Source organism: Flavobacterium sp. ALJ2, assembly GCF_015594725.1.
Taxonomy (GTDB): domain Bacteria; phylum Bacteroidota; class Bacteroidia; order Flavobacteriales; family Flavobacteriaceae; genus Flavobacterium.
The window spans coordinates 172,440-191,365 of sequence record NZ_JADNRC010000007.1; the positions used below are offsets into that span (position 1 = coordinate 172,440).

11 protein-coding genes and 1 CRISPR repeat array (1 of these 12 only partly in view) are annotated in these 18,926 nt (G+C 33.0%); all 11 genes read right to left on the reverse strand.

Annotation, left to right across the window (positions count from 1 at the left end; translation table 11 throughout):
* Positions 1-1,574: a CRISPR direct-repeat array (repeat unit 36 nt; unit sequence GTTGTGGTTTGATTAAAGATTAGAAAACACGATATT); it begins 104 nt to the left of the window's first position.
* A 170-nt stretch (positions 1,575-1,744) separates the two neighbouring features.
* The 11 genes from cas2 to IUY40_RS10240 all read right to left on the reverse strand — a co-directional run bounded on the left by cas2 (position 1,745) and on the right by IUY40_RS10240 (position 18,851).
* On the reverse strand, positions 1,745-2,074 hold the full coding sequence (gene cas2, locus IUY40_RS10190) for a CRISPR-associated endonuclease Cas2 (protein WP_195736757.1): 330 nt from the start codon (positions 2,072-2,074) through the stop codon (positions 1,745-1,747).
* Positions 2,050-2,964 (reverse strand): type II CRISPR-associated endonuclease Cas1, encoded by a 915-nt coding sequence (cas1, locus tag IUY40_RS10195; RefSeq protein ID WP_195736758.1) that lies wholly within the window; start codon positions 2,962-2,964, stop codon positions 2,050-2,052. The genes cas2 and cas1 overlap by 25 nt, the downstream gene beginning before the upstream one ends.
* A gap of 460 nt (positions 2,965-3,424) precedes the next feature.
* Positions 3,425-3,790, reverse strand: a complete 366-nt coding sequence (locus IUY40_RS10200; protein ID WP_195736759.1) for a hypothetical protein — start codon at positions 3,788-3,790, stop codon at positions 3,425-3,427.
* Between the two features lie 329 nt (positions 3,791-4,119).
* Positions 4,120-5,391, reverse strand: coding sequence for a DUF5009 domain-containing protein (locus IUY40_RS10205; RefSeq protein ID WP_195736760.1), 1,272 nt, complete (start codon positions 5,389-5,391; stop codon positions 4,120-4,122).
* A gap of 58 nt (positions 5,392-5,449) precedes the next feature.
* Positions 5,450-6,658 carry an anhydro-N-acetylmuramic acid kinase gene (locus tag IUY40_RS10210; protein WP_195736761.1) on the reverse strand — a complete coding sequence of 403 codons (1,209 nt, stop codon included), beginning with the start codon at positions 6,656-6,658 and terminating at the stop codon, positions 5,450-5,452.
* A gap of 39 nt (positions 6,659-6,697) precedes the next feature.
* Positions 6,698-9,697: a glycoside hydrolase family 3 N-terminal domain-containing protein gene (locus tag IUY40_RS10215; protein ID WP_195736762.1), complete on the reverse strand. Its 3,000-nt coding sequence runs from the start codon at positions 9,695-9,697 to the stop codon at positions 6,698-6,700.
* 82 nt (positions 9,698-9,779) lie between these two features.
* Positions 9,780-11,288 (reverse strand): sodium:solute symporter, encoded by a 1,509-nt coding sequence (locus IUY40_RS10220; RefSeq protein WP_195736763.1) that lies wholly within the window; start codon positions 11,286-11,288, stop codon positions 9,780-9,782.
* Between the two features lie 148 nt (positions 11,289-11,436).
* Complete coding sequence (murQ, locus tag IUY40_RS10225) at positions 11,437-12,264, reverse strand: N-acetylmuramic acid 6-phosphate etherase (protein WP_195736764.1); 828 nt, start codon at positions 12,262-12,264, stop codon at positions 11,437-11,439.
* 98 nt (positions 12,265-12,362) lie between these two features.
* Positions 12,363-13,562, reverse strand: coding sequence for a DUF1343 domain-containing protein (locus IUY40_RS10230; protein WP_195736765.1), 1,200 nt, complete (start codon positions 13,560-13,562; stop codon positions 12,363-12,365).
* Positions 13,563-13,829: 267 nt separating this feature from the next.
* Complete coding sequence (locus IUY40_RS10235) at positions 13,830-15,563, reverse strand: RagB/SusD family nutrient uptake outer membrane protein (protein ID WP_195736766.1); 1,734 nt, start codon at positions 15,561-15,563, stop codon at positions 13,830-13,832.
* A gap of 24 nt (positions 15,564-15,587) precedes the next feature.
* Positions 15,588-18,851, reverse strand: coding sequence for a TonB-dependent receptor (locus IUY40_RS10240; RefSeq protein ID WP_195736767.1), 3,264 nt, complete (start codon positions 18,849-18,851; stop codon positions 15,588-15,590).
* Positions 18,852-18,926 lie beyond the last annotated feature (75 nt).

Here is an 18,926-nt window from a genome sequence, read left to right on the forward strand (position 1 = left end):
CAGCGTTACAGGCAGGCTCAATGATTGTGTTGTGGTTTGATTAAAGATTAGAAAACACGATATTTAGCTTGTATAGCGTTTCTTAAATCAATAAGTTGTGGTTTGATTAAAGATTAGAAAACACGATATTATTATTTCATTTACAAACCAAGATGGAAGAGTTGTGGTTTGATTAAAGATTAGAAAACACGATATTATAATGTTTTTTTTATAATGTCTATAAATGGTTGTGGTTTGATTAAAGATTAGAAAACACGATATTGAATTATTCATTTTTACTAACGTCTCATTGTTGTGGTTTGATTAAAGATTAGAAAACACGATATTTCGCACCATCGATGGTCGTATCTGTAATATGTTGTGGTTTGATTAAAGATTAGAAAACACGATATTTATACTATATTACAACCATCGATACGGATTGTTGTGGTTTGATTAAAGATTAGAAAACACGATATTTGCTGATACGAATCAACTGCATGATTTTATGTTGTGGTTTGATTAAAGATTAGAAAACACGATATTCATTTGAATAATCTAAAGCACCTTTAATCGTTGTGGTTTGATTAAAGATTAGAAAACACGATATTATTTGTACGATGTTTCGAATGTTTTAACCAGTTGTGGTTTGATTAAAGATTAGAAAACACGATATTACAATTAGCAAACCTAAATTCTCTTAGAAAGTTGTGGTTTGATTAAAGATTAGAAAACACGATATTGTATGATTAGTACAATTACAAAGCATGTAAGTTGTGGTTTGATTAAAGATTAGAAAACACGATATTCATTTATATTAGTTAAATTGCTGTGAACAAGTTGTGGTTTGATTAAAGATTAGAAAACACGATATTTTATACAAACGACAAATTAACACCAGACCAGTTGTGGTTTGATTAAAGATTAGAAAACACGATATTAAGAGATAAAAATTTCTCAATGACGGAGCAGTTGTGGTTTGATTAAAGATTAGAAAACACGATATTACAGAAAGCATGAAGGCAGCCACACTAACGTTGTGGTTTGATTAAAGATTAGAAAACACGATATTGTTTTAAATGATTAGTGCCGTTGTCGCTTGTTGTGGTTTGATTAAAGATTAGAAAACACGATATTTTAATACTAGTCAAATAAGCTTCACATCTGTTGTGGTTTGATTAAAGATTAGAAAACACGATATTTATAGACTGGATTATTTATGAAAGCGAATAGTTGTGGTTTGATTAAAGATTAGAAAACACGATATTTAAACTATTTATTTTCACTACTCCTCCCGTGTTGTGGTTTGATTAAAGATTAGAAAACACGATATTTGTATTTATAGACAAACCATTTTCTATTAAGTTGTGGTTTGATTAAAGATTAGAAAACACGATATTGTAAACTTATACCCTATTTCAACAGGTATGTTGTGGTTTGATTAAAGATTAGAAAACACGATATTCCATAACATCTTCATGTTGTGGTGCGTGTGTTGTGGTTTGATTAAAGATTAGAAAACACGATATTCTTATTATTTACCGTATAACAAATAAATGGTTGTGGTTTGATTAAAGATTAGAAAACACGATATTAGTTGGCTTGTTTCCTTCTGATATATAAGGTTTTAGGTATGAATATCGTTCATAAAAATGCCTCTTTTATGGTTTGATAACCCATAATTGTGGCATTTTTTCTATCGTACGGTTTGTAATATAAGGTTTTGGGAGTTGAAATGTTACTGATAATTATAAATACAGAAGTATTAAAATAATTCTAGTTGCGTGGGTTGAGGTGCTGATGGTAAGGCTGCTTTCCCCCAAAAATTTAAAATATGACCAAATTGTTTATCGGTTATTCGAAGTATGCTTACTTTTCCTAAAGGAGGTAATAGTCTGTGGATTCTCTTTTCATGTACATCGGCACTTTCGCTACTTGCGCAGTGACGCACATAAACAGAATATTGCATCATCGAAAATCCATCTTTTAATAAATTGTTTCTAAAACCAGATGCATTTCGTCTGTCTTTTTTTGTTTCTGTAGGTAGATCAAAAAAAACAAATAGCCACATTATTCGATATCCGTTAAGCTCCATAATGCTGGATATTTAATTTTTTTTCGATTTCCTGTGAAGCATTGTTGGAGAGAACTTGCAGTCTTTTGCAAAGCTACCATTAAAGGACTTTTCTCATCTTTAAAATAAACTGTTCTAGTCAATATTTGTAATAATTCAGCCTTAATAGCAGTATTTAATTCTTGTTCATCAAAACGTTGCATAATTTCAAAAACTTTTTCATCTACAATTGGGCGAAACGGTTCCATAATATCATCAGCAAGAGCAAAAGCATTGTACTTACTTTTATGATGGATTCCTAATGTATTCAGTAGTCCGCTTCCCGAAAGAGCTCTTGCAGTTGCGGCTCTTAAAATAGCATAGCCATAATTCAAGAAATTATTAGGATAGTTTCCATATCGTTCCCGTTTAATTCCATCAAATTCTAAATTGGGCTGTGGGAAGTGTTTCCAGTATTGCTGGGCTGCAACTCCTTCCATATTAGTTGAATCTCCACTTAATACTTTACTGGCTAGAAATACAAAACTATTTTTGGAATCAGTTATTTTTTCGAGTAATTGTCCTTGGTTTTTTATTTTTTCAATTATTGTTTGCTGCCATAGTTGTTTTTTTAATGGTATAGAAGCTTCTATTTGATTTTTGAATATTTCCTGTTGAATATGATGACTGTTGAGGTTTAATAACATTCCGTTAGGAAGATGATTCTTTCCACAGATGACAATAGAAGTATTGTTCTCAATAAGTAAATTCATGGCAGGAATGCTGAGGTAGATTTCATTATGATCGAGAACAAGAAAGCCAATATCCTCAATTGGAATAGAACTTTCCTTTATTTCAGATTTTAGTACTAGCTGGTTGTTTTTTGTAGTTATGGAAAACTTATTTTCAATTAAAATAGTTCTTTTTAGCATAAATTCAAGTTGAAGTTATAAATGACTGTTTATTGTAGCTGGATCAAGTATTTTTAATTATTAACTAAAGTTCGGCTTTTGAGTAATGCTATTTTTACGGTTTTCCTTAATTTTAAAATTTTGGTTTCAATAATTTTATTAATCTAATTGTTTCGATATAACTGTAGCGATTGATCGAAATTCTTTTTGTTTCAAAAATATAATTAGAAATTTCCACTAATTTGTAATCAGTTTTTGCTAGAGATAATATTTAAATCTTTAAACACAGATTTTGTGATGTCTTTTCGACAATTACCAAAATTAGAACTATTAAATTTTCTGTCCTGTATAAGATGTGTTGCAAAAAAGTAAGTTCCGTTTTTATTTACGATGTAGCCATTTCACTAGCCATTTTTTAGGTGAATAATTGTTGAGGATTCAGTCGAGTCAGTTCATTCCATTGTGTTTTTTGGTTAGCTTATTATAAACCATCAAAAATAAATTTTAGGCATAGGATTACATCTCCTATATTACTTTCATCTAATTCTATAGAAATAGATTTAGAACCATCCCAATAAAATTTATTTTTATCCAGAAGTGTTAGAGTGAGAATAAATTTTTCAATATTATAGCTTACGGCTTTAGTATTGAATCCGTGAATTTGATCATCTGCCTCAATATATATAAAATTAGGATTTTCAATAAAGTCACGGCAAAATCCTATATTATGGGGTATAATGTTACTATCAAAATTGAAAGTAAAGCCTAATGAAAAAAATCTATCATCGCTTTCTTCATTATCAATATCGATTTGAATTGGTTTGTATGTTTTTTTTACATTTAGCATTTTTACTAATGTTATATTTAGTTTCTTTTTTTGAAAGAATATTTATTCTCTTGTTGGGGTTCCTTCAATAACAAGTTCTTCAAGTTTTAATTGTTTGGCCATGTTTTGAGGACAGCGCATAGAGAAATCACTTATTAGGTGAGGCTATGGTAAATGACTAGTAGTTTTTACCTCACTGCTTGATATGGTTCTATAGTTATGGGTATCAATTTATTTAGTTGGGAATCATAAGTAAAAATACAATTTTGAAAAGTGATTTACAATTAATGAGCCTCAAAGCTTTTTGATTTTGAGGCTTGTTATTTCTTATAGTAATATTGACTATTTTTTTACACTTTAAAAATTAGTTTCTTTTTATAGAAAACCCAAAGGATAAGTGACCAGAAAATAGCATACGATATTGCATAAGCTAATGATGAATTTAATGGATTTTCAAAATAAGGTACAATTCCAAATTTGTAAATTAAAGTTTGAAGATTGATTTCTTCTGTCGCTATTTCGGGGTTTTGTACATTAATCGAACTTAAAACCCTTGGGATAATACCCGAAAAGAAAAACACAATCATAGGATTTACTCCCCAAATTAAAAATAGCTTCGTCCATTTTTTATAGTTTGCTACATCAATTATGTAGTACAATAGAGTTAGGCATATTGTTGCTATACCTGCTGTGTACAAAACGTATGAGCTAGACCACAATGATTTGTTTATTGGGAATATGATGTCCCAAAGCAAACCAGTAATTATTAGAACAATTCCTGCGATGGTCAATTTTTTTACAATTTCGATTTTAGGAATTTGTAAGTTCAGTACCTGTCCTATAAACATTCCTAGTATTCCTGTGCCTATAGCTGGTAAAGTACTCAAAACCCCTTCAGGGTCCCAAGTTTTAGAGTAGCTCCATAAATGTCCGTTTAACAATAAATTGTCTACCCAAGCCGCTAGATTCGTTCCTTTTTCAAAATTGGGAGCGCCAAATCCGGGAACTGGAACAAAAGCCATTAGAATCCAATACCCAAATAAAATTGAAGCTACAATTAGAAGTTGTGTTTTTAAATTTGTTTTTAAATATAAAAGAGAGGTAAAGAAATATACAATCCCTATTCGTTGTAAAACACCAGGGATTCTTACGTCCTGATATGCTTCTATCTGACTGTATGCTAAAAATAATAAGATTGCAAAAATCCCTATAGCGAGGTAGGTTTTAATTTTTAAAGTAAAATTTCCTAAAAGGGCATACGCTACTACAAAGGTTACTGCTAGTCTAAGTAGTAATAATGGAATTCCTTCTAAACCAAATAATTGAATTCTGCTAAAATAAGCTAAATACAATCCTAAACAGAATATTCGCAAGGAACGAACTAGGATTTTATTAAAAACACTTAAGTCTAAATGTTTGGTTGGCATTGCAAAAGGGATTGCTGTTCCCATTATAAAAACAAAAAAAGGGAATACTAAATCGGTAGGTGTACAGCCGTGCCATTCGGCGTGTTCTAATGGCGGATATATAGAGGCCCAGCTTCCGGGGTTGTTGACTATTGTCATTAATAAAATCGTAAATCCCCTAAATACATCTAGCGATATTAAACGTTCTTTTGTCATTGGTTTGGTTTGTTTTTTGGTTTCATTATTTATTTAAAATGAAAAATTTAAAATGTTTTTAGCTTGGAAATGAAATTTTACCCATTGATACGGATGGAATTCCTTTGCGTGTTCCAAAATCTGAAGCTCCGCCAGAAACGGTTTCGTTTGCTAAAATGGCAAATAGTATAGCTTCTTTTGCATCTCCTGAAATTCCTAAAGTATCGGTGTTTGTAAAAGTGCAAGGCAAAAGCTCTTTTAGCCAACTTACTAATAATGGATTGTGAGCACCTCCGCCTGACATATAAATTGTAAAACTTTCAATAGGATATGTGGTGTTGTTTATAGCTGTATGTATGGCGCTGGCAATAGTTTCGGCACTAAATCGGGTTAATGTTGCTAATAAATCTTCAACAGAAATGGCCGTAGTATTACTTTCGGTTTGAGCTTTTCGAACATATTCGATATTAAAAAGTTCTGGTCCTGTTGTTTTTGGGAAAGATGCAAGGAAGAACTCATTGGCTTTTAAAGCTTCTAAAAGAGAATTGTTTACGGTACCTTGCTTCGCGATTTCGGCATCTTTATCATAGGCTTTATCAGGAAACGAAAGTCTGGTAAAAGCATCGATTAAGGTGTTTCCTGTTCCTGTATCGGTAACAAAAACTTCTTCGGGATTACTACTTGATGGCAAATAGGTGAAATTTGCAATACCACCCATATTAAGCATAATACGATTTTCGCCTTTTTTTCCAAACAAGAAATAATCTCCATAAACAGCTAGTGGAGCTCCTTCACCTCCCGCAGCAAGATGCTTTTGTCGGAAGTCAGACAGCGTTATAATTCCAGTTTTTACAGCAATATGATCTCCGTCGCCAATTTGTAAAGTAGCATTGGGGAATTTTTCTTGCTGATGCAAAATCTTTGGAGCATGAAATACGGTTTGCCCATGTGAAGCTATTAAATCTACTTTGTTGGTTGGGATTCCCCAACGGTTTAAGCATTCTAAAATCATATTGGCATGAAGCACCCCAATCCATTCATTTAATAAAACCAGTTTCTGAAAATCGATTGTTTGTTTAGCAAACACGGTTCTGATTTCTGATTTTATTTCTTCGGAATAATCAACGGTATCAAATTGAACTAATTGAACTTCTGTGTTTTCACCAGAACCTGAGATTTTGCATAAAGCCACATCAAGACCATCCAAAGATGTACCAGACATTAATCCGATAATAGTTCGGGAAGATTTTTGGGCAATTTTATATAGTGATTCCAGATTTGCGTTCATGATTTTGTTTTTTTAAGTTCAACTAAATAGAACTGTTTCTTATTTTATAATAGCATCCTGAATGATTTGCTGAATATCTTCTCGGATTTTTCCTTTGGCTAATTTATTTTCATCATTAATAACTTCGGGATAGGTTCTATTGGATAAAAATACATATACAATTTCTGTTTCTGGGTCAACCCAAGCTATGTTTCCTGTAAATCCGGTATGTCCAAAACTAGATTCAGAAACACAACCACAAGTTGGGCTATCTTTGCCAACTCTTTTATCAAAACCTAAACCTCTTTGAACTCCTTTGTCAGCGTAATAACAAGTGTTAAAAGCATCGAATGTTTGCTCAGAAAAATATTGCTTATTACCATAATTTCCTTTTTGTAAAAACAACTGCATCATTTTGGCAACATCCATTGCATTCGAAAAAATTCCTGCATGGCCAGCTACTCCGCCTTCCATTGCTGCTGCCATGTCGTGAACATATCCTTGAATTACCTGATGTCTGAAATAATTATCTATTTCGGTAGGAGCAATGTTACTTCTATCAAATTTATCTAGAGGATTGTATAGTGTATTGTTCATTCCGAGCGTGCTGTAAAAATTTTGTTGGCTCAGTTCTTCTAGTTTTTTATGCGTTTTTCTTTCTAAATATTCTTTCAGGATGATAAAGGTAAAATCGCTATATCTGTATTCCTTTTTTAAAGATAATGGACTATCGGCAATGATCTTCATGATGGTGTCATGATAGTCATTTCTAATAAAAATACCGTCTGCAACTTTAGTCGAAAAGTCAGATTCAGCTACTCTACGATAATATTTTGCAGAAGGCTTACCTTGGTTATCTAGCGTTGCTTTGTAAAAAGGAACCCAAGCTTGTAGTCCTGCATAATGCGTTAGTAAATCTTTGAAAGTGATATTTTCTTTATTTGTTTTTGCAAAAATTGGAACCATATCTTTTAATTTGGTATCCAGATTTACTTTTTCATTATCGTACAATTGCATCACGTTAGGCAGTGTTGAAATCATTTTTGAAATCGAGGCTACATCGTATAAATCCGAATTTGTAACTTTTCTGGTATTGTCATAGGTTTGGCTACCGTAAGATTTCTGGAAAATAACACTTCCTTTTCTAGCTACAAGAACTTGCATTCCGGGAGTCATTTTACCATCAATTGCTTTTTGTGCTATTGCATCAATTTTAGATAAAATTAGCGGATTCATACCTACATTTTCTGGTTTTGTAAAACCTAAACGATTTATTTTTTCGGTCGCTAAACCATCATTTACATTAAAGGATGTATTAATAGATACGGGTAGTTTTCCTTTGGCTGGAATGGCTCCAAATAATAATTCTGCCGAAACTATCTGGCTAATATCTGAGTTTTGATAAGAAACTACTAATCCTTCGATAGCATCAAAGTTAGTGATTGGCAATAGGGAATATGGTTTTGTGAAAATATCCAAAATCACTTTGTTGTGTTTTGCAATTTCTTGTAACCAAATCAGTTCAGTATCGGTGAAATTCTGTTTTTCCCAAGTTTTATTTACTTTGTGAAAACCGATGATAACAAGATCGTATTTATTTAATTCGTTGTTTAGGCTATCTATATTAGTATTGGCTACTTCAGTTACTTCGGTGTATTTTTTTAATGTAGTAACAAAATCACTATTAACATCTTCTCCTAGTTTTACATAAGCAATTTTTTGATCTAAGTTTTTGATAGGAAGGATTTCCTTTTCATTTTTTAACACAGTAATTGCGTTTTCATATAATTTATAGTGCAAGGCATCATTTTGTGGCGGATTAAGTTCATCGTTTATGTTTGCCATATCGATAGGTTTGTATTTGTTTAATCCTGCTTTAAACTTATAATGCAATATTTTTTTTACCGAATGTGCCAAGCGTTCTTCGGTAATAACACCTTCATTATAGGCTACTTCAAGTTTCTGAAACGCTACGGGTATATTTTCTGAACAAAGTAAAATATCATTTCCTGCAAGTAGTACAGCAATTTCTAAATCTCCAGGACCTTTAAAATTACTTGCGCCTTTCATCGCTAAACCATCGGTAAAAATTAAACCTTCAAAGCCCAATTCTTTTTGTAGCAGGTTAGTTACTACATTATAAGAAGCTGAAGAAGGAAGATTTAGTGTTGGCTCTAAACTAAGAATATTAAGATGGGCAACCATGACAGATACTAAACCTTCATCGAAGATTCGCTTGTATGGGTATAATTCGACCAACTCGAGTCTGTCTTTTGAAAAATTAACCAAAGGCAATGCATGATGAGAATCTGTTGAGGTATCTCCATGTCCGGGAAAATGTTTTCCAGTACTAAAAACACCTTGGCTTTGTACACCTTTCATCAAGGCAATGGCTTTGTCACTTACGTTAACTTTATCTTCGCCAAATGAACGGTTTCCGATAATAGGATTTTTAGGATTGGTATTGATGTCAAGAACTGGAGCAAAATTAAAATGGATTCCGATTCGCTTGTTTTCGTTGGCCATGTTTCTTCCAACATTCTCAATTAAGCTTAAATCCTGAATTGCACCCAAAGTCATATTCCATGGATAACGGTAGGTAGAGTCCAATCGCATACCCAATCCCCATTCGGCATCAATTCCTATGAATAGAGGAACTTTTGCTTTTGATTGGTATTGATTAGTCAATTTAGCTTGACGAACAGGTCCTCCTTGAAAAAATATAACCCCGCCTACTTTATAGTCTTGAACTAATTTATTGATTTGATTGGTATGAACAGAATCTTTATTAGAATAGGCCGAAATCATAAATAGTTGACCTATTTTTTCCTGAACCGACATTTTGTTGTAAATACTATCGACCCAATTCGTTTCTCTTTCTGAATCTTTAAAGAATGTTTTCTTTTCGGATTTAATAGGAGCAACATAAACAACTGTATCTTTTGTTGAGGAGTCATTTTTTGAATCTGTAACTGTGTTGTTTTTTCTGGAAACGCCACAATTGGTGATTAAAAATAAAAATGTGGCACAAAGGCTTATTTTTATAAAGTAATCTTTCATATCATTATTTTTTGGCAATTGAATCTAATTGTTTCTTAGTCTTCAATTGGTTAGTCAATATAGTTTTGTTTTTAACGTGGTTTTAAAAACTTATTTTTTCGCTACTGCGGGTACTTGTTAGGTATAATCCTAAATAGGTTATTAGTCCGTTTAGCACTATTAATTCGTTATCAAATACGTATCCTGCAAACAATATTTTAGAGTTTTCATTTATTAAATACGTGAAGAAAGGAGATAGTAGGCATATAAATGGAACTAGTTTATCATTTACGTTTCTTGATTTCTGAAACAATCCAAAAGCATATAATCCTAATAATGGACCATAGGTATAGGAAGCAACCTTGAATATCATTCCAACTACTGAACTATCATTGATAGAATTAAAAATAAGTATGACAAAGAAAATCAATGCTGAAAAACTGATATGAACCAAATGTCTTATGCGTACTGAGTTTTTCTTATCGCTATTTTCTGCTTTGTCCATGCCTAAAAAATCGACACAAAAAGAAGTCGTTAATGCGGTTAATGCTGAATCTGTCGTAGCAAATGTTGCAGCAATAATTCCTAATAAAAATACGATTGCAGGAATTGTAGCCAAATGATTTAAGGCTATTTCTGGGAAAAGTAAATCGGTTCTTGGTTTGCCTGTAATTAAGTCAGTAGGAATTGCAATTCCATTTTTGTTTGCATAAATGTATAGTAAAGCCCCAACACTTAAAAAGAATATATTGATAATAACGAAGATTCCCGTAAAGGTAAACATGTTTTTTTGTGCTTCTCCAATGTTTTTGCAGCTCAGGTTTTTTTGCATTAAATCCTGATCTAGTCCTGTCATTGCTATAGTTACAAACATTCCTCCTAATATTTGCTTTATAAAATGAAATTTGCTTCCTAGAAAATCATCAAAGAAAAATATTTTTGAATAGTTACTATTTTTTACTTCTTCGAAAGCGCCAATAGCACTTAAGTCCATGCGGTCACAAATAAAATAAATAGTAAGGAAAACAGAAGTAACTAAGAAAAATGTCTGCAAAGTATCTGTAATAATAATAGTTTTTAGTCCGCCTCTATAAGTGTAAGAAAAAATTAAAACTAAAGACATTAATACTGTAAAAGCAAAAGGAATACCATAATAATCAAATACAAAACGCTGCAATACGATTACAACTAAGTAGAGTCGGAATGCAGAACTCACAGTTCTACTGATTAAGAAAATAGAGGCTGCAGTTTTATAACTGTAAAACCCCATTCTTTGTTCTATATATCCATAAATAGAGGTTAAATTCATTCGATAATACAGCGGTAACAATAACTTTGTAATTATTATAAATCCGATAGCGTTACCTAATACAAACTGAAAATATTTGAATTGTTCTCCACTTGCTGCACCTACTTCTCCTGGAACTGAGATAAAAGTTACTCCAGAAAGGGCAGTTCCAATCATCCCAAAAGCAACTAGATACCATTTTGAGTTTTTATTAGCTGTGAAAAAAGCTTCATTTCCATCATCTTTTTTGCTGACTCTATGTGATATATAGAATAGTGTTCCGAAATAAACGATGATTAGGATGAGGATTGTGCTTGGTGTCATTTTATAGCTTTTGTGGTTTGGTTTTTATTCTTTTGATTAAACCTAACAGATTTTAAAAATCTGCTAGGTTTTCGTTAAATCTCGAAAGTTATAGATTGTGGTCTTAATTTGTATAAATCTATAAAAAAGATTTTGATTAGTCTGCTTTTTAAATTTCTAGATTTTTGTTCTCAGCTAATAAAACTGCTCTAACACTTTTGTGTTTTTTTAATAATTCAGAAGCTCGTTTTTCGTCAATATGAAGTTCTTCTACAATCATTTCAACACCTCTTTGTACTAGTTTTTTATTAGACAATTGCATGTCTATCATTTTGTTGCCGTAAATCCTACCTAGTTTAATCATAACTGATGTCGAAATCATATTTAAGACTAATTTTTGAGATGTTCCAGCTTTCATTCTGGTGCTTCCTGTGAGGAATTCTGGACCTACAATCAATTCGATAGGATGATCTGCTTGTTTTGATATCAGACTGGCACTATTGCACGAAATGCTAGCTGTAATGATATTGTTTTCTCTAGCTTTTTTTAGTCCACCAATAACATAAGGAGTATTCCCAGAAGCGGCAATTCCTAGCACTATATCTAAGCTCGAAATATCATAAGCAGATAAATCTCTCCAAGCCTGATTAATATCGTCTTCGGCATTTTCTACTGCTTTTCTAATGGCTGAGTCGCCACCTGCTATGATACCAATAATCCAATTATCAGGTACTCCAAAAGTTGGAGGACATTCGGAAGCGTCAAGAATACCAATTCTTCCAGATGTACCTGCGCCGATATAAAATAGTCTTCCGCCAAGTTTCATTTTAGAAACGATAGCATCTACTAATTTTTCAATATTTGGAATCTGTTTCTCAACGATATTGGCTACTTTTTTATCTTCATTATTTATATTTGAGAGTAATTCATTGGTACTCATTTTATCTAAATTCGAATAAAGAGATTCTCTTTCTGTATCTGGATTTATTTTTGCCATTTTTATTTTTTTTTAACTTTTTTTTGAAGACACGTTTAATGTTATTGTTTTATTGAATAACAGTCTGATTTTATTCGATAATAAATAAGTGTATTGATTTAATAGATTAGATATTTCATGCGCATTTTTTTAAATGATTCTAAATCCTTCTGCCATGTTTTTCTAATTTTACTTTCGGAAATTCCGCTTTCAATTTGCTGTTGTAGTTTTTTTGTTCCAGCAAGTTTTGTAAAAAAAGGATTGAAAAATTTAGTTTTATCACTCGTATTTTGATAGGCTTTAATTAGCCATTTTAGTTCTAATTTTGTGAGTTTAGGATATGCTGTTAAATCTTCTCCAAAACATTCTTTTCCATTATATAATGGGTCTTTGGCTCCAAAATTTGGTTTAGGTGTAAAACTAAAATTTGTTTTTGCTAAAAAAGGAGAGCCATAAATTTGGAATTGTTTTTCAGTTCCGCGTCCCATACTCACATTAGTTCCTTCAAAAAGGCACAAACTTGCATATAGATTTATAGATTGGTCATTTGGCAAATTAGGAGATGGTTTTGCAAGTAAGCTATATTCCATTTTTCGATTATAGTCTATACAAGGAATAACAGTTAATTTGCATTGAATTCCGTTTTTAAGCCATTTTTCACCATTTATCATCTGAGCATATTCACCGATGGTTAGACCATGAAGAAGAGGGATAGGGTGCATGCCCACAAAACTGGTGAATTCTTTTTCTAAAAGAGGGCCATCTACAATAGCTCCATTAGGGTTGGGTCTGTCAAGTATCATAAGTGGAATTCCATTTTCTGCACAAGCTTCCATAACATAGTGTAAAGAAGAGATGTAAGTGTAAAAACGTGCTCCAACATCTTGCAGATCAAATACCATAACATCTATTCCTGCTAATTGTGCTGCTTTTGGTTTTTTATTGTCTCCATAAAGAGAGATAATTGGGAGTCCTGTTTTTGGGTCTTTTGCATCTACTACATGTTCGCCAGCATCAGCCGTTCCTCTAAATCCGTGCTCAGGGGCAAAAATGGTTTGAACAGCAATTTTTTTCTCTAATAAGAAATCTACCAAGTGCATTTTGTTAGACAAAATTCCTGTTTGATTCGTAACGATTCCTACTTTTTTATCTTTTAATATAGGCAGGTATTTTTTATAATTATCAGCGCCGGTTTTAATAATCGGATTATTGATTTCTATAGTGTTGTTTTTTGCAACTGGCTGAAATGTATTTGAATAGGATGGAATATAAAATACAGTTGCTATAAAAAGAGCACCTTTTGCTATGAGTTTTATCATTTTAGTTTGCTGTTTAAAAGTTAGTAGGCTGAAATGGACTAAATAAAATTTTTAATTATTGTTTGATTGGTATTCTGTATTCCTTGATTGTTGTTGTAGTTAATTAAAGATAGTGTTTATCTGATATTTCAGACTAGGAATTTTATTTTCGTCAGCTCTTATTTCATTTATATTTTCGATGTGCGAATATATAATTTTTAAAATACCACCTCTGGATATTTAAGTCCAGAGGTAGTTTGTTATTTTATCAGATTTTGTAATTACGAATTACCAACCTGGGTTTTGTTTTAATTCAACACCTTGAGCTTTATACAAATCAATATCATTAGTAGGGATATTCATTAAGTAGTGTTTTGCTTCAAAGTTTCTGGTACTTGTTGGGTATATTTTTATATATCCGTTAGCATCTACAATAGTTTGTGATCCAACAGGAGTACCAATTCTTGCACCAAGATTTACATCTAGATTTTTTGAAGTATCAAGGTAATCTCCTTTTTTCCAACGGTAAATATCCATTTGTCTAATCGTTGTCCAACTCATAAATTCGATTTGACGCTCACGGCGTACTTCCCAAATTAGAGGACTAACAGAGCCGGATATTTGCTCTAAAGGTGCTGTTCTTCTTGGGTCGTTAATTTGTATTCCTCCGGCAGATGCATTAGTTCCATCGGTAGTTAAAAGAGCAATTCCAGCACGAGCACGTACTTTATTGATAGACATATCGAGATCTGTATTTGTAGCAGTACCAAGTTCAGCACAAGCTTCGGCATAATTTAAATATACTTCGCTTAATGTAAATACAGGTGCGTCAGTATAATTACGTCCTCCTGTTGTTACATCTGGGCCTGTTGTTGCAGGATTGTTGTATAATTCGAACACATACCCAGACATTGAAGTTAAAGCAGCAGCACTAAATGATTTTCCTTTATATCCATAATTGGCAGGGTTAACCGTTTTTCCAAAACGTGGATCTCTATTGGCAAAAGTTTTTGTAACGTTATTGTCACCTGTATATTGGGTATTTCCTGCTTGTTGTATCGGTAATCCGTTTGTGGTTACATAACTATCGGCGGCCCATTTTGTTAAGCCGTATTGTATAGTTGATGTATTGGTATAGTTTTGAAGAGAATGCATTAATACGTTTGTTAAATAACGTTTTGCAAGTATCACTTCTGTGTTACCAGCCAATTCAACTGAGTTATAAAGAGATTTCCAATCGGTGTTTAATTTATAACCTCCATTATTCATCACAGCAAGTGAAGCAGTTTTGGCTTTGTTAAGATAAGCACTTCCGTCTTGACCTAAATGGTATTTTCTGTACGTTCCTTCATAGATGCAAACGTTGCTTAGAGCTGCATAAGCAGTATATTTATTAACTGTTACATTTTTATCATCTACCGGAAGTAGCAGGTTAGTTGCTTCTTCTAAGTCTGCAATAACTTTATCGATAATCTCTGCTCTTTGTTTTGCTGGAGCATAAACTGCAGGATCATTTTGAGATAAATAGCTATCAGTATATGGAACATTCCCCATTTTTTGTACCAAACGGAAATAGGTATAGGCTCTGAAAAATTTAGCTACTCCTATATAATGATTTTTTTTTGCCTCAGGCATAGGAACAGTAGGTACTTTTTCTAGCATTAAGTTGCAACGACGAATAAGTATGTAATAATCATTCCAGGAATAAATATTGGTAGGTGATGCTGTAATTGGCATTTGCTGAAAAGTAAAAGCGGATAGGTTATCGTCTATTTTAGAATCACTTCCATGATAGTAAAAAGAGGATAGTCCGATCGTTACACCATTTCCATAACCATAAAAAGTATCATAATTAATCCATGAAAATGTCTTTACATTGTCTTCTGATTGCCAAAAGTTTTCGTTTGTAAATTTATCTGCAGGGTCGTCTGATAGATAGTCGTCACAACTAACTGAAGTTGTTGCTACAAAGGCAGTAGCGAACATCAGAAGTAATTTAGATTTTATAATTGATTTTTTCATTTTAATTTTTTTGAATAGTTAGTATTAGAAAGACAACTCAATACCAAAAGACCATGTTTTGGTATAAGGATAAGTTCTTCCCCAGAATATTTCTGATTCATTAGTTTCAGGATCTATAGGAAGACGGCTATCTGCCCATGTTAATAAGTTTTCACCCGAAGTGTAAATTCTTACTTTCTCTAAACCGGCTTTTTTGATGAATTCTTTTGGTAAAGAATAACCAAGACTAAAGTTTTTAAGACGTAGGTAAGACATATCAAGTAAGTACCTTGTTTGAGTGATGAAGTTATTTCTACCAGAAGTACTTCCGCCAAAACCACCTGCTTCATCTCCGGAATAAGGGTTAGGCCAGTAGGCACCAGTATTCTCAGGTGTCCAATAGTCAGCTTGGTTTGCATACATTTGTTGAGGTGAACGATAAAACGGTAATACAACATCCGAAGCAGCCCAATAATCACGTTTCCCAACTCCTTGGAAGAAAGCAGAAATGTCAAATCCATGAAACTTACCACCTAATGTTATTCCGTATTTGTAACGGGGTGTTGTATTACCAATTTTATTTAAATCTCCATGATCGTCTGCAGTTCCAGCTCCACGAGAGATAGCACCATCGCCATTTGTATCTACATAATGTACATCTCCAGCACCGTATCTGAAATTACCCCCCATTGTTTTAGAATAGTCTATTCCGTTTACAGTTTTACCATTATCAGTTATTACATCGGTAGATTGTAGTAATCTATCACTTGTAAGCCCCCAAATTTGACCAATTTCATATCCATCATAATAAGTAGATAGTAATTTTGAACTATTATTCCACTTAGTTACCACCGATTTATAATCAGATAAAGCAAGGTCAACAAATACAGAAGCATTTTCGTTTATTTGTTTGTTGAAATTTAAAGCTAATTCCCAACCTCTTGTTCTCATATTTCCTGAGTTGGTTTGAGCTGCTGCCTGACCAAATGAACCAGGAAGGGTTATGCCTGGAGCTAACATTCCTTTAGTATCACGTTGGTATAAGTCAAATGATGCGCCAAGCATGTCAAATATTCTAACATCAATACCAAAATCTTTTGTATATACTTTTTCCCAAGTTAATGATGGGTCAACATTAGTTGGTAAGCCAGTAGAAGGAGGTAATACTGCTCCGCTATTTATCCATGATGGATTTGTAGCATTTAATACAGATAAGAAGGCATTGTTTCCAATGTTTTGATTTCCAATTGCACCCATAGAAGCGCGCAACTTAAGGTCATTTAACCAACCACGTGTGCTTTCCATAAATTTTTCATTACTAATTCTATATCCTACAGAAGCTGAAGGGAAGAATCCCCATTGTTGGTCAGTTGGGAATTTAGAAGAACCATCATAACGCGCATTTAATTCTAATAAATAAATTCCGTTGTAATCATAATTTACACGAGCAAAGAAACCTGCAATAGAATAAGTTGTTTCTGCAGGATTTAAAGTGCTATTAGCAGCTCCGGAAACAAATTGTTCTCCTACGGCAAGGTTAAATTCTGGTTTAGATTTGTCTAAAAGAGTATTTCTTCTAGCATAAGTACGTGAGAAACTCTGCCATTCAGAGTTAAAACCTCCCAAGAATTTAAGATTGTGATTGTTAAATTGTTTCTTGTAGTTAGCATAGATGTTAACCACATTTGTTTTTGTTTCCGCTTTTGATTGCGCTACAAAATCATTCCCTGCTTCAAGAGTAGTAGGAATAGCAGTTTGTATTGTTGTAGCGTCATAAGGCATAGATGACCAGCTATCCCAAGCTTGAAATTTACCACCATTTTGTTTTCTTGAATAATAATCAGTTACGCTGCTTACTTCGGCTATTAAATTAAAATCTTTTACAATTTCAGCAGTAAATTTAGCACTTAATCTGTTGTTGTATTGGTCATTTTCATTCATAGATGCATTAGATAAATATCCTCCGGCAGTACGGAAATTATATCCTCTGTACGTACCAAAATTAGGGGTGTATTGTCCCCAGCGAAGTGCATAACCAAGATAGCCTGTAATACCTGTATCATCAGTACCACCACCTCCATAATAATTAAATGGGCTTTCATAAGTACTGCGAATAGTCATTACTTTGAAATCACCAGTAAGCCAATCGGCTAATTTTGTTGTGAATCCTAAGTTTATGTTTGTTCTCTTTTTAGTTTCCTGATTAACTCTTAGCATCCCTTTTTGATCAGCAAGTGCAAATGAAGCAAAGAAAGAGCTATTGTTTCCGATATTACCTTGTGCCGAGAAATTGTGGTAAGTTTGAACAGCATTACTAGCATACAATTCTTTATTAGCATCCCAGACTCTATAAAAATGAGGAGTTCCGTTTATAATTTCCCAATCTTCACCATAAACCATCTCATTACTAGTACGGTTATTGGCATATTTTTCTTTCCATTCTTTAATTTTTGGAAGCATTGTACTGTAATTTGCACCAAAAAACTCTGGTACAGTACCAGTACGAGTAGCTGCTGTAATTAATCCTGGAATTTCTTCTGTAGGGTCTAAGAATTGTAATGTAGAAATTGGGTTGTTTAGAGCGGTATTTCCGCTATAAGAAAATCTAACTTTTCCTTCTCCTGTTTTACCTCCCTTTGTGGTAATAAGGATCACACCAAAAGCAGCACGAGCTCCATAGATAGAAGCCGAAGCAGCATCTTTAAGTACAGACATTGTTGCTACATCATTTGGATTAATAAGAGATAAGTCAGTCGGAACACCATCTACTAATATAAGAGGAGCATCAGAACCATTAATAGTTCCAGCACCACGTATATTTATGTTAGCTGTACGATTAATATTTCCTGAGTTAAAATTGATGTTTACCCCTGGAGTAGTACCTTGCAATGCTTTACTTACGTCAGTTACGGGTCTGCTTCCTAATGTTTTACTAACATCAATAGAGGCAACAGCACCTGTTAGATTGGCTTTTTTCTGAGAAGAAAACCCTACAATTACTACTTCATCTAATTTGGAAGTACTTTCTGAAAGGTCAACATTGAGCTTTTGTTGTCCCTCAAATTTAATCACTCTGGTTTCAAATCCCATATAGCTAAAGCTAAGGCTTTGTCCTGGAGATACAGCAATGCTGTAGTTTCCATCAAAATCAGTTGAGCTACCATTTGCAGTTCCCTGAATAAGGACACTAACTCCTGGTATAGGGATTCCATCCGCTTTGTTTTTTACAGTTCCAGTAATTGTTTTTGTTTGCCCAAATGTTACTTGAATAAACAAAACCAACAATGAAATAAGGAATAATTTTTTCATGATTATTTGGTTTTTTTAATGGTTGTTGAGCAAATATATTTATTAATTGCATATAAATGCATTATTTTGTTGCTA